The 15781-nt window shown below is 42.8% G+C and carries 12 protein-coding genes; 2 read left to right on the top strand and 10 right to left on the bottom strand.

The annotated features are described in order from the left end of the window. Positions 1 to 128 precede the first annotated feature (128 nt). Both I588_RS20230 and efbA read left to right on the top strand, forming a co-directional pair. Positions 129 to 1796 carry a phosphoenolpyruvate carboxykinase (ATP) gene (locus tag I588_RS20230; protein WP_010759029.1) on the top strand — a complete coding sequence of 556 codons (1668 nt, stop codon included), beginning with the start codon at positions 129 to 131 and terminating at the stop codon, positions 1794 to 1796. 80 nt (positions 1797 to 1876) lie between these two features. Next, on the top strand, positions 1877 to 3580 hold the full coding sequence (efbA, locus tag I588_RS20225; RefSeq protein ID WP_010759030.1) for a fibronectin-binding protein EfbA: 1704 nt from the start codon (positions 1877 to 1879) through the stop codon (positions 3578 to 3580). Here the strand turns inward: efbA and I588_RS20220 are convergent. The 10 genes from I588_RS20220 to I588_RS20175 form a co-directional block, all read right to left on the bottom strand. Continuing rightward, positions 3577 to 4593, bottom strand: a complete 1017-nt coding sequence (locus tag I588_RS20220) for an AI-2E family transporter (RefSeq protein WP_010759031.1) — start codon at positions 4591 to 4593, stop codon at positions 3577 to 3579. The genes efbA and I588_RS20220 overlap by 4 nt on opposite strands. A 112-nt stretch (positions 4594 to 4705) precedes the next feature. Further along, positions 4706 to 5338, bottom strand: a complete 633-nt coding sequence (pyrE, locus tag I588_RS20215) for an orotate phosphoribosyltransferase (protein ID WP_010759032.1) — start codon at positions 5336 to 5338, stop codon at positions 4706 to 4708. Continuing rightward, complete coding sequence (gene pyrF, locus I588_RS20210) at positions 5335 to 6051, bottom strand: orotidine-5'-phosphate decarboxylase (protein ID WP_010759033.1); 717 nt, start codon at positions 6049 to 6051, stop codon at positions 5335 to 5337. The genes pyrE and pyrF overlap by 4 nt, the downstream gene beginning before the upstream one ends. Beyond that, positions 6051 to 6974 carry a dihydroorotate dehydrogenase gene (locus I588_RS20205; RefSeq protein ID WP_010759034.1) on the bottom strand — a complete coding sequence of 308 codons (924 nt, stop codon included), beginning with the start codon at positions 6972 to 6974 and terminating at the stop codon, positions 6051 to 6053. Before I588_RS20205 ends, pyrF begins: the two co-directional genes overlap by 1 nt. Next, the gene (locus I588_RS20200; RefSeq protein ID WP_010759035.1) at positions 6974 to 7744 is read right to left on the bottom strand and encodes a dihydroorotate dehydrogenase electron transfer subunit; all 771 of its coding nucleotides are present in this window, start codon (positions 7742 to 7744) and stop codon (positions 6974 to 6976) included. Before I588_RS20200 ends, I588_RS20205 begins: the two co-directional genes overlap by 1 nt. Before the next feature lie 91 nt (positions 7745 to 7835). Beyond that, complete coding sequence (gene carB, locus I588_RS20195; RefSeq protein ID WP_010759036.1) at positions 7836 to 11018, bottom strand: carbamoyl-phosphate synthase large subunit; 3183 nt, start codon at positions 11016 to 11018, stop codon at positions 7836 to 7838. Then, positions 11019 to 12098 carry a carbamoyl phosphate synthase small subunit gene (locus I588_RS20190; protein WP_010759037.1) on the bottom strand — a complete coding sequence of 360 codons (1080 nt, stop codon included), beginning with the start codon at positions 12096 to 12098 and terminating at the stop codon, positions 11019 to 11021. Positions 12099 to 12102: 4 nt separating this feature from the next. Next, positions 12103 to 13383 carry a dihydroorotase gene (locus I588_RS20185; RefSeq protein ID WP_010759038.1) on the bottom strand — a complete coding sequence of 427 codons (1281 nt, stop codon included), beginning with the start codon at positions 13381 to 13383 and terminating at the stop codon, positions 12103 to 12105. 187 nt (positions 13384 to 13570) lie between these two features. Further along, the gene (locus I588_RS20180) at positions 13571 to 14497 is read right to left on the bottom strand and encodes an aspartate carbamoyltransferase catalytic subunit (protein WP_010759039.1); all 927 of its coding nucleotides are present in this window, start codon (positions 14495 to 14497) and stop codon (positions 13571 to 13573) included. A gap of 12 nt (positions 14498 to 14509) precedes the next feature. After that, complete coding sequence (locus I588_RS20175; RefSeq protein WP_010759040.1) at positions 14510 to 15781, bottom strand: solute carrier family 23 protein; 1272 nt, start codon at positions 15779 to 15781, stop codon at positions 14510 to 14512.

The raw sequence follows: 15781 nt of genomic DNA, 5'->3' as shown, positions 1-15781 counted from the left end.
TCTCAAAGTCTTGACTAGCTTATTCTATTTTATTGAATGACTTCGAGTAACTTTGTTTTTTTATCGTTTGTGCAGGAATGTTTTTAATGCTATTATAATATTATAGATTTTGTAGAGGAGGACGCCACATGAGTAGCATTCAGCATTTTAAACAGACCGATATCACCATTGGAAATCCGATCTTTTCAAGCACCAGAACGATTATTGAAACCGCTTTTTACGGCAACAATGTCACCACTGTTACTTCCTTATCTGAGGCTTATCAGCTAGCCAAAAATGCCCCTGATGTCATCGTAACCGATTTGCCTGTCAAGTATACAGAGGAGCTGGAATTACCCTCTGATGCAAAAGTACTCGTTTCTAACGATGGCGAAATTGTCGGTAGAACCGCAGCGGCTCGTCGAATCATCGGCCATTCTGATATAGACCAAGCTTATTATGACAAAATTTTGCGTGAAGCAGTCTTTCAGATTGGTGCAAAGGAGTGCTATAAAGGAAATGTCTATGTAGGGCTGGATCAAGAATTTTCTATGCAGGCACACTTGATGCTGCCTAAGGAATATGCCGCTAATTTATATACGTATTTATTAAACTTCCAAATTACACAGGATTCACTAGGCTTCTATGATAATTCAACGCCTATTCCTGAAGGAGATATCTATTTATTAGCCGATCCTGATTGGAAACACCCTGATTTCCCAAATGGCTTAGTTGTAGTAGATTCTCGTCATAATTGTACAGCAGTTTTGGGCTTACGCTATTTTGGCGAGCTAAAAAAAGCGACTTTGACCCTCGCATGGGCAACTGCTCACCGGAACGGCTTTATCGCCTGCCATGGTGGCATGAAGCAATATTGCACAGGTAATCGAAATTATACAATGGCTGCCTTTGGCTTATCAGGTTCCGGTAAATCAACTATCACCTTGGCTAAGCACCAAGGCAAATACGATATAAAAGTAGTCCATGACGATGCTTTTGTTATCTCTAAAGAAAAGGGCTCAACCACTGCTCTTGAACCTTCCTATTTTGATAAAACTCAAGATTATACTAGCAATAGCGAAGAGCTTAGCTACGTAGTTACTGCCCAAAACGTCGGGGTTACTTTAAACGAAAATGGCGACAAAGTATTGGTGACCGAAGACATTCGTAACGGTAACGGCCGTAGTATTAAGAGCCGTTTTGCGACTGAGAACCGGGTAGATCATCTGGACGAAAAGATTGATGGTATCTTCTGGATTATGAAAGATGACAGCTTACCGCCTGTGATTAAAGTAAATGATCCTTGTTTAGCGGCCGTTTTCGGAGTTACTTTAGCTACTAAACGTTCATCAGCTGAAAACATTGTCAATGCCAAAGCAGATCAGCTAGTGATTGAACCCTTTGCCAACCCGTTCCGGAGCTATCCATTGGCTGAGGACTATCAAGACTTCTTGGAATTGTTCCAAAAACAGCAGACTGATTGTTACCTGCTGAATACAGGAGTCTTTGAAGGAAATGATGTTACGCCGCAGCATACCCTTTCTTCCATTGAAAAAATTGTCGAAGATACTGCGAAATTCGAAACATTCGGTCCATTGAAAGGATTATCCTATTTGCCAATCGACGGACATATTCCTCCGTTTGAAGATGCTGAATATATCCAAAAGCTGATCGAACGTTTTGAAACACGGTTATCCTTCATTCAAAGAAGAAAGACCATTAATAACGGGTATGATCGTTTGCCAAATGATACTGAAAAACAGCTGATTATATTGCTGGAAGAATTGGCAACTTATAAAGAAACACTTGCCAACTAAAATTTGTCAGTGACCTTTATTGGTCACTGACGTTTTTTTCGTTATAATAGAGACACTACGAAAAGAAACGAGGGAAAAAGATGTCATTCGACGGAGTTTTTACCCATGCAATGGTGAATGAACTACGAGGGGTGCTGCTAAGCGGACGTATCTCAAAAATTCACCAACCCTATGAAAACGAAGTGGTTCTAGTAATCCGCTCACAAGGCAAGAATCATCGCCTGCTGCTTTCAGCGCATCCCAGCTATGCCCGTATTCAGCTGACAGAAATTGCTTATCAAAATCCAGATACTCCACCTAATTTTGTGATGATGCTGAGAAAGCATTTAGAAGGAGCCATTTTAGAAGATATTCAACAAATCGAAAATGACCGAGTGATTCACTTCACCTTTACAAAGCGCAATGAATTAGGTGACCTGCAGGATATTGCGTTAATTGTTGAACTGATGGGCCGTCATTCGACGATTGTTTTATTAAACAGCCAAACTGGAAAAATTTTAGATGCCATTAAGCACGTTGGGCACTCACAAAATACCTACCGCTCAATTTTGCCAGGCAGTGAGTACATCGCACCGCCTAAGCAGGATCAGCAAAATCCTTTTACTGTTACTAAAGAAAGACTTTTCCATATACTTTCTACCGCTGATGAATTGACGGGTAAATATTTACAGCAGCAATTCCAAGGCTTAGGTCGTGACACGGCAGATGAATTAGCCTATCGCTTAAACAATCAGCCCAATGAGAAGATGGCCGTTTGGCAAAGCTTCTGGCAAGCTATAACAGATCAACTGCAACCAACTCTAGGGATAAAAAACGACAAAGAATTTTTTGCTCCGCTGCAGTTTGTAACCTTTGCTGAGCCTGTAAGCTACCCTACCCTTAGTCTATTGTTGGACGCCTTCTATGGTGAAAAAGCTGAAAAAGACCGTGTGAAGCAGCTAGGCAATGAATTAATCAAACGGGTGGAAAATGAAATTAAGCGAAATCAGACTAAATTAGAAAAACGTCAAAAAACCTTGAAGGATTCCGAAAACGCTGAGGAATTCCGCCGCGATGGTGAGCTGCTGACAACCTTCATGACTCAAGTACCAAGAGGCGCTGAAGAAGTCCAGCTGCCAAATTATTATGAAGAAGACAAACTGATTAAAATTCGCTTGAATCCAGCCTTGACACCCAATCAAAATGCTCAAAAATACTTCCAGCGCTATCAAAAGCTGAAAAATGCTGTGAAGCTGATTTACAAGCAAATTGATGAAGCCAAGGAAGAATTAGCCTACTTGGAATCAATTCTGTCACAATTAGAAATTGCTGGTCCGATGGATATTGAAGTAATCAAAGAAGAATTAGTCGCCAGCGGTTATCTGAAAAAGAAGAAAAGCAAGAAAAATCGTAAGCAGGCACCTTCTCAACCAGAAGTCTTTTACGCCAGCGACGGTACACAAATTTTAGTGGGTAAAAATAACCTGCAGAATGATCAATTGACCTTGAAAAAAGCTCGCAAGACCGATATTTGGCTCCACGCTAAAAATATCCCAGGCTCTCACGTTATTATAAAAGACGATAACCCCAGTGAAGAAACCTTGCTGGAGGCTGCTGAATTGGCGGCGTACTTTTCCAAGTTCAGACACTCCGCTCAGGTACCGGTTGATTATGTCGCAGTCAAGCATGTTCACAAACCTAACGGCGCCAAACCAGGTTTTGTGATCTATGAAAACCAAAAAACGCTGTATGTCACTCCAGAAGAACAAACAATCGAGACACTAAAAAAGAGCCCAGGAAATTAATTTTTCCTCGGCTCTTTTTTGATTTGCACATGAATAACTTCTAAAAAGAAGGTAAAGATTGGAATCCCCACGATCAATCCCCAGACTCCCAAAAATCGTTCACTTAGTAATAAAATAACGAACGTATAAAAAATTGGCAGCTTGGTACGACTGGACATCAACTTAGGATTTAGAATATAGGATTCTACCATGTGCACCGCCAATACCAGCAGCAAAACATAAACAACTGTCTGCAGACCATTGATTGAGTAAGCAATTAGTGTTAGCGGGATAAAGGAAATAATCACCCCAGCTACCGGAATTAAGCTCAATATGAAAATCATGATTGCCAATGAAGGCAGCTGACCAAAGCCGATCAGTGCTAGGCCAGCGGTGGTAATCGCGGTATTTACTAGAGCAATCACCAGCTGAACCTCCAACACCACTCCAAAGGTTTCCGCAAAAATTTTGGCAAAATAATAGACATCCTGGAAAAACCAAGCATAATCACTACTCAAAAAGTGTCTCGAAAACTGAAAGGTTCGTTCCTTCTCGATCATAAAGAAAAAACTCAATAAAAACGACAAGAAGAAAGATACCGCGATTCGACCCACATTTTGCAGCTGTTGAAAAATGATACCTGCTCCGCTTTCTAATTTATCCTGCCAATTGTGCGTTTCAAAATAATTGGATAAATAGTTGGTGACTCCTGTCGAATCAAATTCTGCATGACGATAAAAGTGCAGCAATGAATTATACGTTTGAATTGCTTGCTGAGCTAAAATTGTCGCATATTTTGAAAACAGCAAGTACAAAAGAAAAATCGCCACTAAGTACAGAAGGATCGTGGCTGCTGCATGAGGCAATTTCAAGTAGTGATGCAGCAATTTCATAATTTTTAATGATAAGTAAGTAAAAATAAAGGTCAATAACGCAATCGTAATAAATGAACGAGATAGATAAATCACTAAAATGAGGACTGCCAAGACAACAAAGCGACGCAGCCGGATATTTTCAATAAATTTTTGATACATATGCATCCCTCCACTGCTTTTTAATATACCATTAAAGCCCTTTTTAAGCTTTATAAAAGCACCAAGAAGGCACACAAAAACTCCCCACCATTTATGTGAGGAGCTCTATTTTTTAGCTTAACCAGTTCTCTGGATCTTTACGCCATTCTTTCAATAGGGTCAGCTGTTGTTCATTAATATACTTTTCTTGCAAAGCGATCTCAATCAAAGTGGAATAGTTGGTCAAAGTTAGTAATGGCATATCAGCTGCTTTGAATTTCTCAACGCCTTTATCTAATTCATAGGTAAAGATAGCTGCCACTCCTAATACATCAGCACCTTCTCTTTTCGCTGCTTCAGCTGCTTCCAGCACGCTGCCGCCAGTCGAGATTAAATCTTCGATAACTACCATTTTTTGGCCTTCTGTGATGCGGCCTTCAATTTGGTTGCCCTTGCCATGATCTTTGGCTTTGCTGCGGATATAAACCATTGGCAAATCCAACAATTCTGCTACCCAGGCAGCATGAGGAATGCCCGCAGTGGCTGTTCCAGCAATTACTTCGACATCTGGGTAGTTGGCTTTGATTTCTTCTGCCAACCCTTTGGCGATTTCGCGACGAACTTCTGGATAGCTCATTGTAATCCGGTTGTCACAATAAATCGGTGATTTAATTCCGCTAGCCCACGTGAAAGGCTCATCTGGACTTAAAAAGACTGCTTCAATTTTTAATAAATCTTTTGCGATATTCTCTGCAACTGTTCTCATTCTTCACCGTTCCATTCTTTTTTGATTTGAAGATAGCTTTCGTATGGTGTTTCCGATTGCGTAATCGGACGACCTACAACAATATAATTTGAACCGATTTTCCGTGCCTGTTGCGGGTCCATTATCCGTTTTTGGTCACCTACACTGGCACCTTTAGGCCGAATGCCTGGTGTTAAACAGATAAAGTCATCACTAGTTGCATTGTGGATCATTTCTACTTCCAACGCAGAACAGACTACTCCATCTAACCCAGCTTCTTGCGCACACTTTGCATAATGTACAACACTTTCCTTCAATGGCACTTGAATCAATTGATCTCGATGCATTTGCTCTTCGCTGGTTGAAGTTAACTGAGTTACGGCAATTAAATCCGGTACTGCCTTTCCTTCAGCGGTTCCTTCCGTTAGGCCTTCTTTGGCTGCTTTCATCATTTCTACTCCACCAGCCGCATGAACGTTGGTCATACGAACACCTAATTTTGCTAGACCCTTCATCGCTTTTTTGACTGTGTTAGGAATATCGTGAAGCTTCAAATCCAGGAAAACGTCATGACCATCAGCAGTCAGCTCATGGACAATACTCGGACCCTCTTGATAAAAAAGCTCCATGCCGATTTTAACAAATAATTTTTCCTCTGCAGGAAACTGGGCTAAAAAGGTTTTGATTGCTTCCTTAGAAGAGAAATCCAGTGCAATAACTGGTCGTTTTTCCATTATCTTCTGGCCTCCTTGACTTCCTTGCGTAATTCCTCCAGCGAATCAATGCCAAGTTCTGCCATTCTTGCTGGCAGAGCATCAATTAGCTTAGGACAAATATATGGATCGGTGAAATTGGCAGTGCCTACCGCAACTGCACTGGCACCTGCCATAAACATTTCCAATACATCATCTACCGTTTGTACGCCGCCCATTCCAATAATTGGCAGGTCACTGACACCTGCTACTTGATGAATCAAGCGAATCGCTACCGGTTTAATCGCAGGACCTGAAAGCCCGCCTGTCTGGTTAGCTAAGATTGGTTGACGTGTTTTCAAATCAATTCGCATTCCCAATAATGTGTTGATCATTGTGAATCCGTCTGCTCCGCCTTCATCGATTGCTTTAGCAATTGGTACGATGTCCGTCACATTTGGACTTAATTTTACATAAACTGGTACACTAGCAACTTCTTTAACTGCCTTGGTCAACCGGTAAGCGACCTCTGGATCAGTTCCAAAGGCGATCCCGCCATGCTTAACATTTGGACATGAAATATTTAATTCAATAGCTTTTACATTCGGTGCATCACCGATTTTTGCGCACACCTCAATATAGTCCTCTTCACAAGCACCAGCCACATTGGCAATAATTGGCAGCTGATCAAATTTTTCTAAAGAAGGCAGGATTTCTGTCATCACAGTATCTAGGCCCGGGTTCTGTAAACCGATAGCATTCAGCATCCCACTTGGAGTTTCTGCCACCCGCGGAGTTTCATTCCCATAGCGAGATTGCGGTGTTGTTGCTTTGATCATAATTGACCCCAGCTGATTTAAATCGTAATAATCGGCATATTCCTTGCCAAAGCCAAAGCAGCCGCTGGCTGGCATAATCGGATTTTTCAAGTCTAAGCCTGGTAATTTCACAGCTAATGGATTCATTAAATGATAACCTCCCCTGCTTGGAACACTGGTCCGTCATCACAGACCTTGACACTTTTGCTTGGATCATCCGCCACATGACAAACACAGGCATAACAAGCCCCCATACCGCAGGCCATCCGTGACTCCAGCGACAATTGAACATTCTCGACTTCACCGTAAAGCTGCTCTACTGTTTTCAACAGACCATTGTTTCCGCAGGCGAAAACAACAGTTGGTTTTTCTTCGGCAGCCAGTAATAAATTACCAACATTTCCTTGTATGCCAAAGCTGCCGTCATCAGTTGAAAAGCGGGTATCTCCTAAAGCTAGAAACTCTTCATCATAGTAGACATGCTCTTTTGAAGCAAAGCCCAAAAAGTGAATAACTTCTACCCCTTTATTCTTTAGCTGCTTCGACAATTCATACAACGGAGGAACACCAATTCCACCACCAACGATAAAGGCTTTATCCCCTTGTCCTAAGTCTGATAGATCAAAGCCGTTTCCTAAAGGACCCATGACATCCAACTGGTCGCCCGCCTCAAGCTCCGCAAAAACCTTCGTGCCGTCTCCTTCAATCCGATAAATAATCGTGCAGGTTGCTTGGTCCTGATCAATTTGGTTGATACTAATTGGACGACGCAGCAACAAATCCGCCCGTGGTACCCGAATATGGATAAACTGGCCGGGTCTTTTCATTTGCTTCACCAGCTCACCGGTTAATACCATTTCGTGAATGCGTGGTGCTAACTGCTGCTGACGAACAATTGTCATCATTTCTTGTTTCATAATGGCCTCCTTTAAGAAAGGCTTCGCAAACCCTAGCTTGCGAAGCCGGAAATCAATGAATGATTCGTTTTATCAGACAAACCTGTCTGCTTTAAATTTCGTGAATTGAGAACACCCGTGATTCCATCACTCGCAAAATAGCATTTGCTGTATCTAATGAGGTGAACAATGGCACACCATGTTCAACAGCTTCGCGACGAATGATAAAGCCGTCTTCTGAAGTATTTTGACGATTTTTATCCATTGTATTGATGACCACCTGTGCTTCACCGCGGCGGATCATTTCTACTACGTTGTCCTCAGAGGATTCGGAAATTTTCGCAATAACCTTGGCATTCAAGCCGTTTTCCGCCAGATATTTAGCAGTACCGGCTGTAGCAATCAAACTGTAGCCTACATCAGTAAAGCGTTGTGCTAAGTCTAACGCTTCTTCCTTGTGCTCGTCAGCGACTGTGAACAACACAGCGCCGTAATCCGGCAGGTGCAAACCAGCAGCTTCAAATGCTTTGTACAAGGCTTTTTCTAGACTGCGGTCTGAGCCCATTACTTCACCGGTTGATTTCATTTCAGGTCCTAAGTAAGTATCGACCTTTTGCAATTTAGTAAAGCTGAAGACTGGTGCCTTCACATGAACCAGCTTGCTTTCAGGATACAGACCATCTTGGTAGCCTAACTCTTCCAGGCTATTGCCTAAAATCGCTTTAGTCGCAATTTGCGCCATTGGAATGTTAGTAATTTTACTTAAGAATGGGACTGTTCGGCTCGCCCGTGGGTTCACTTCAATAACATATACTTGCTCTTCATGGATGACAAATTGAATGTTCATCATGCCGATGCAGTTCATGCCCAAAGCCAGCTTGCGAGTGTAATCTTCAATAGTCGCAACAATTTCTGGTGAGAAAGTTTGTGGCGGATACACAGCCATCGAGTCGCCTGAGTGAACCCCAGCACGTTCGATATGCTCCATGATTCCCGGAATCAGCACTGTTTTGCCATCACAAATCGCGTCTACTTCACATTCTTTTCCTACCATGTAGCGGTCAACTAAAACTGGATGCTCTGGTGAAGCTTTCACAGCATTGGCCATATAGTCTTCTAAATCTACCTGGTTCTCAACAATTTCCATTGCCCGTCCACCTAATACATAGCTTGGACGTACTAACACTGGATAACCAATTCTATCTGCAATAATGACTGCCTCTTCACTGCTGGTAGCTGTATCGCCAACGGGTTGTGGAATCCCTAATTTTTTCAGTACTTGCTCGAATTGGTCACGGTCTTCTGCCCGGTCCAAATCTTCAATGCTGGTTCCTAAGATTTTCACACCATTTTTAACCAAAGGCTCAGCCAAGTTAATCGCCGTTTGTCCACCAAATTGGACAATGACACCGATTGGCTGCTCCAGCTCAATGACGTTCATTACATCTTCCAAAGTTAATGGCTCAAAATAAAGCTTATCAGAAACTGAGAAGTCCGTCGATACCGTTTCTGGATTACTGTTCATAATAATCGCTTCATAGCCGGCAGATTGAATAGCCTTCACCGAGTGAACAGTCGCATAGTCGAACTCGACCCCTTGTCCGATACGAATTGGACCAGAACCTAAGACTAAAACTGATTCCTTTTCTGAACGAACACTTTCGTTTTCAAATTCATACGTACTGTAGAAGTAAGGTGTTTGTGATTCAAACTCGGCGGCACAGGTATCCACCATTTTATAAACTGGTAAGATTTTCGCTTCATGTCTAAAGTCGCTGACTTCTTTTTCAGTCATTGACCACAATGCAGCGATTTTTTTGTCAGAAAAACCATTTTGCTTGGCTTTCTTCAGTACATCCGTATCCTTCACCTGCTGAGCCAATTCATTTTCCAGCTCGACAATGTGCAGTAATTTATCTAAGAAGAACAAATCAATCTTAGTTAATTCACTTAATTCTTCAATGCTGTAGCCGCGGCGCAAGGCTTCTGCCAAGTAGAACAAGCGGTCATCTTGAGCTTTAACAATTTTTTCAGTTAGTAATTCATCCGTAACTTCGCTGAATTCAGCAATTTCGACATGATACGTACCGATTTCCAGTGAGCGAACAGCCTTTAATAAAGACTCTTCGATATTACGGCCGATTGCCATAACTTCACCAGTAGCCTTCATTTGAGTACCTAATACTCGTTCGCCTGATTCGAATTTATCAAAAGGCCAGCGAGGAATTTTAGCCACCACGTAGTCTAAAGCTGGTTCAAATTCAGCATAGGTTGTACCAGTAACTGGATTCTTCATTTCATCTAAGGTTAAACCGACCGCAATTTTCGCTGCCAATTTAGCAATTGGATAACCGGTTGCTTTACTTGCTAGAGCAGAAGAACGCGAAACCCGAGGATTTACTTCGATCACATAATAGTTAAAGCTGTGAGGATCTAAAGCCAACTGAACGTTACAGCCGCCTTCAATTTTCAAAGCGCGAATGATGGATAATGACGCATCCCGCAGCATTTGATATTCATAATCTGACATCGTTTGACTTGGAGCAAACACGATTGAGTCACCAGTATGGATGCCCACTGGGTCAAAGTTTTCCATATTACATACCACAATTGCATTGTCAGCTGAATCGCGCATTACTTCGTATTCGATTTCCTTATAGCCGGCAATTGATTTTTCAATTAAACATTGCGTTACTGGTGACAGCTTCAAGCCGTTTTCCGCAATTACTCGCAGCTCGTCTTCGTTGTCGCACATTCCGCCGCCGGTTCCGCCTAAGGTAAAGGCTGGACGAACGATGATTGGGTAGCCGATGGTGTTCGCAAAAGCAACTGCTTCTTCTACAGTATTGACAATCTCCGATTCAGGAATCGGCTGATTTAGCTCTTCCATTAATTGTTTGAATAAGTCACGGTCTTCCGCTTGGTCAATGGCTGAGAGCTTAGTACCTAATAATTCAATATTTAACTCGTCTAAAATGCCAGAAGAAGCTAGCTCCATCGCCATGTTTAGTCCAGTCTGCCCACCTAACGTTGGCAAAATTGCATCCGGCAATTCCTTGCGCAAAATCCGTGATACGAATTCTAAAGTAATCGGTTCGATGTAAACTGAATCAGCTACTTCCTTATCCGTCATGATAGTTGCAGGGTTAGAGTTTACTAAAACAACTTCATAGCCCTCTTCTTTTAAAGCTAAGCAAGCTTGCGTGCCGGCATAGTCAAACTCGGCTGCTTGTCCAATGACAATCGGTCCAGAACCGATAACCATAATTTTCTTAATATCTGTGCGTTTTGGCATTTATGCTTGCTCCTTCCATGCATCCATCATTTCCATAAATTCATCGAATAAATGCAGTGCATCATGTGGTCCAGGTGCTGCATCCGGGTGGAACTGCACACTGAAGGCTGGATAATGACGATGTCTTACCCCTTCAATCGTGCCGTCATTCACTTCCACATGCGTCACCATTAATTTTGTTGAATCAATTGTCGCTTCATCCACCGCAAAGCCGTGGTTTTGCGAAGTAAAGTCAATCCTTCCTGTCGCAATTTCCCGTACGGGGTGATTTAAGCCGCGGTGACCGAATTTCATTTTGTACGTATCGGCTCCATTGGCTAATGAGAACAATTGGTGTCCTAGACAAATACCGAAAATCGGTACTTTGCCCTGAATTTTTTGAATCATCTCAATCGCTTCTGGCACATCTTTGGGATCTCCGGGTCCATTCGTCAGCATTACACCGTCTGGAGCCAAATCCAAAATCGTTTTTGCATCAGTATTGTAAGGCATAACCGTCAAGTTGCACTCGCGGCGAGATAACTCTCTTAAAATGCTGTGTTTTAAACCAAAATCGATAACCACTACGTTGCGGCCAACACCAGGACTTGGATAAGGCGTCACGGTAGAGACTTGATGTACTTGATTGGTTGGCAACACTGTCGCCTTCAATTGATCGAAAGCATGATGCAGTTGATCACCCGCGTCTACAAGGCTGGCCTTCATAGTTCCGTGATTGCGCAGCTTTTTCGTTAAAGCCCGCGTATCAATTCCTGCAATTCCCGGAATGCCTTTGCGTTTCAAAAATTCATCTAAGGTCATTTGATTACGCCAGTTGCTGGCACGACGCGCGTGCTCCTTCACAACCACTCCTTTACAAGTTGGCGCAATAGATTCATAGTCGTCACGGTTAATTCCGTAGTTTCCAACCATTGGATAGGTAAAGGTAATGATTTGTCCGTTAAAGCTTTGGTCCGTAATGGTTTCTTGGTAACCAGTCATACTAGTAGTAAACACAATTTCACCAAACACATTAGCGTCAGCACCAAAAGCTTCTCCTTCAAATACCGTACCGTCTTCTAAAATTAGCAGTCTCTTCAACTTATTAATCCTCCTTGTTATACACCAGTTTGCCATCCACAAAAGTGAACATCGTATTGCCTTTAACAGGCCAGCCTACGAATGGTGTATTTACACCCATTGAAGCAAATTGCTGATCATCAATTTTTTCTTCTGTTTCCAAATCGAATACCGCGATATCAGCTGGTGCGCCGATAGTCAAGGTTCCAGCGTTTAAGCCGAAAATCGCTGCTGGTTTCACTGCCATCCAGTCGATGACTTGTTCTAAAGTAAAGCGGCCAGTTTCCACAAAGTGGGTATAGATTAATTGGAAAGCTGTCTCACTGCCCACAATCCCAAATGGCGCCTTCAAGAAGGTTTGATCTTTTTCTTCCAAACCATGAGGGGCATGGTCCGTAGCGATACAATCGATGGTGCCATCCAGCAATCCTTCGATTAGGTCATCGCGATCTTCTTTGCCGCGTAATGGCGGGTTCATTTTCCAAAAGCCGTTATCTTCAGGAATATCTTCATCCATCAGAATCAAGTGGTGTGGAGAAACCTCAGCCGTCACATGAACGCCTGCACGCTTAGCATCACGAATTACCCGGACACTTTCTTTAGTTGATACGTGACAAACATGGTAGTGAGCACCCGTTTCTTCAGCCAAAATCACGTCACGAGCGATTTGTGAAGATTCTGTTGCGCTCATAATCCCTGGCAAGCCAAGCTTTTCACTGACTTTTCCTTTATGCATTACTCCACCGAATAGTAGTGAATCATCTTCTGTATGAGCGACCAAAGCCATACCTTGTTTTGCTGCTTCCTGCATTGCTAAGTACATCGTTCCAGCTGTTTGCACACCAACGCCATCGTTAGTGAAGGCAAATGCACCTGCTGCTTTCAGTCCAGCTTGATCTGTTAGTACATCGCTGCGCAGGTTCTCAGTGATCGGTGCGTATTGCAGCACTTTTACCACTGCATCACGTTTAATGATATCAAGAACTTGGTTAAATTTTTCAACTGTATCTGGAGTAGGATCAAGATTTGGCATTGCACAAACGGTTGTAAATCCGCCGCGAGCTGCTGCTTGGCTGCCGGTTTTGATGGTTTCTTTGTAGGTGAAGCCTGGTTCTCTTAAATGCACATGGACATCTACTAAACCAGGTGTTACTAGTTGCCCCTTTGCATCATAAACCTCATCAAAGTCTAAGTCTGCAAAAGACTTGCCGATTCCTGCGATAATTCCATCTTCCAACCAAACATCTGCATCTATTAATTGATTACCTTTACCAGCAATCTTACCGTTTTTAATTAATACCTTCATAATCCATCTCTCCTTGTTCTTTTTAATGAATTAATTTTTCTCCGAAAAATTAGTTCGATTTTCACGCCGTATACCATCCAACTATACTGTTCGTTTCCTGTTTAACAGTTCGTTTTAGTTTTCGTGTTGATCCTTGCAAACTGTGAAAAGTTGGACTGGCAGCCTAATTTTATTTAAAAGAATCTTCCTAAGCTACACCATTCAAAATCGCTTCTAAGATCGCCATCCGTACGAACACGCCGTTGCTCATTTGCTCAACAATTCGTGACTGATAGCTTTCTACTAATGAGTCAGCAATTTCCACATCACGGTTGACTGGCGCCGGATGCATGATAATCGCTTTTTCCTTCATTCGTTTTGCTCGTTCAATCGTTAAACCGTACTCTTGATGGTAGCCTTCTTTAGAGAAGCTTTCGTTGCCGTCGTGACGTTCGTGCTGTACACGCAGCAGCATCACTACATCAACCATTTCTACCAGTTCATCCAGCGGACGATATTCGCCATAAACATCAAAGCTCTTATCGTACCACTGCTCTGGTCCTGAGAAGTACACCTCTGAGCGCAAACGATTCAGCATTTGCATATTGGATTTAGCTACCCGTGAATGCGTAATATCGCCAACAATGGCAACCTTCAAGCCTTCAAAATAGCCGAACTCTTCATAAATAGTCATTAGATCCAGCAAACATTGTGTTGGATGCTGTCCACTGCCATCTCCGCCATTAATGATCGAGCAGTGAACGGTTCGGCTTTGGATCAATTCATCGTAATAATTTTCATCACCATGTCGGATGACACAGACATCTACGCCGATGGCTGACATAGTCAGCACTGTATCGTATAGTGTTTCGCCCTTTTGCACGGAGCTGGTTCGTGAGTCAAAATCAATGACATCCAAGCCCATTTTCTTTTCAGCAACTTCAAAACTCTTATGGGTTCGGGTGCTGTTCTCAAAAAACAAGTTAGCTGCAAAGTACTGAGGCTTCTCTGGTGACCATTGCGCCCCATTTTTAAATTGCTGTCCTCGTTTAATAAGTCCCATAACTTCCTGATCGGATAAAGCTTCGACTGTCAACAAATGCTTCAAACTAATTTTTTCAGATTGGATGATCATGATTCTTCCTCCTTATTTTTCGCTGCGTGCCTTTTCAGGTAAAATCAAATTCAGTAAAATGCCCAACACAGTTGCTAGAGCCATTGAAGATAAAGTAAAGGTGCCTGCTTGGAAAACCAAACCGCCGATGCCGATTACCAAGATGGTAGAAGCAATCAACAGGTTCTTTTTCCGGTCAAAATTGATTTGGTTTTCAATTAGAATCTTTAAGCCGCTGGCCGCAATCACTCCGAAGAGGATGAAGCTGATACCTGAGATAACCGGCCCAGGAATGCTTAAGATTAAGGCGCTCAGCTTGCCAACAAAGCCTAATGCGATAGCGAAGATTGCTGCACCGCCGATTACATACACACTGTGCACGCGGGTAATTGCCAGTACGCCGATGTTTTCGCCATAGCTGGTTACCGGAGGACCTCCCACAAGTCCAGCGACAATTTGTGCAAAGCCGTCACCCATTAATGTGCGGTCCAAGCCAGGATCTTCGAAGAAATTACGTTTAGTTAGTTTATTCAGTACCATCAAGTGTCCAATGTGCTCTGTCATAGTCACAAATGCAATCGGAGCCATGGTAGTTATAGCATTCAGGTAAAGCTTCGGCTGATAAGTTGCAAATGGTACATCAAAAGCCGGAAGCGCAAACCAGTGTGCGTCAATAATCGGTTGATAATCGATAATCCCAAACAGCATTGCGGTGATATAGCCGCAAACAATTCCCAGCAGGATTGGAATCAATCCTAGAAAGCCAGAGAAAAACATGTTGAAGAAAATCGTTAGTCCTAAGGTAATTAAAGCAACCAATACATATTTAAAGTCGTAAACGTCGTTGTTGTACATGGCGTTGGTAGCCGCATTACCTGCTAACCCCAAACCGATAACCATGACAACTGGTCCCACAACAATTGGCGGTAAAATTTTATCCAGCCAGGCCGACCCGATCTTGCGAATCAAGAAGGAGACGATCAGGTAAACTAATCCGCAAGTCATAGCTCCTTGCGCGACCGCCGGATACCCGTCAGATTTCATCAGTAACTGCATCGCTGCAATGAAGGCAAAGCTGCTGCCTAGGTAAGCCGGAATTTTTCCCTTTGTAACTGTTAGATATACCAACGTTCCCAGCCCTGAACTGACCAGCGCAATACTTGGATTGATTCCCACCATAATCGGAACCAGCACTGTTGCGCCAAACATCGTAAACAGATGTTGAATACTTAACCCTACCCAATGTCCTGCACTAGGACGATCCTTGATGTCTAATACCACATCGTCGTTGTGAAACTCATGCAT

It is taken from the genome of Enterococcus pallens ATCC BAA-351 (assembly GCF_000407485.1).
Taxonomy (GTDB): domain Bacteria; phylum Bacillota; class Bacilli; order Lactobacillales; family Enterococcaceae; genus Enterococcus_A; species Enterococcus_A pallens.
The sequence above is the reverse complement of the archived record's forward strand: the minus strand, read 5'-3'. Positions and strand labels throughout refer to the sequence as shown.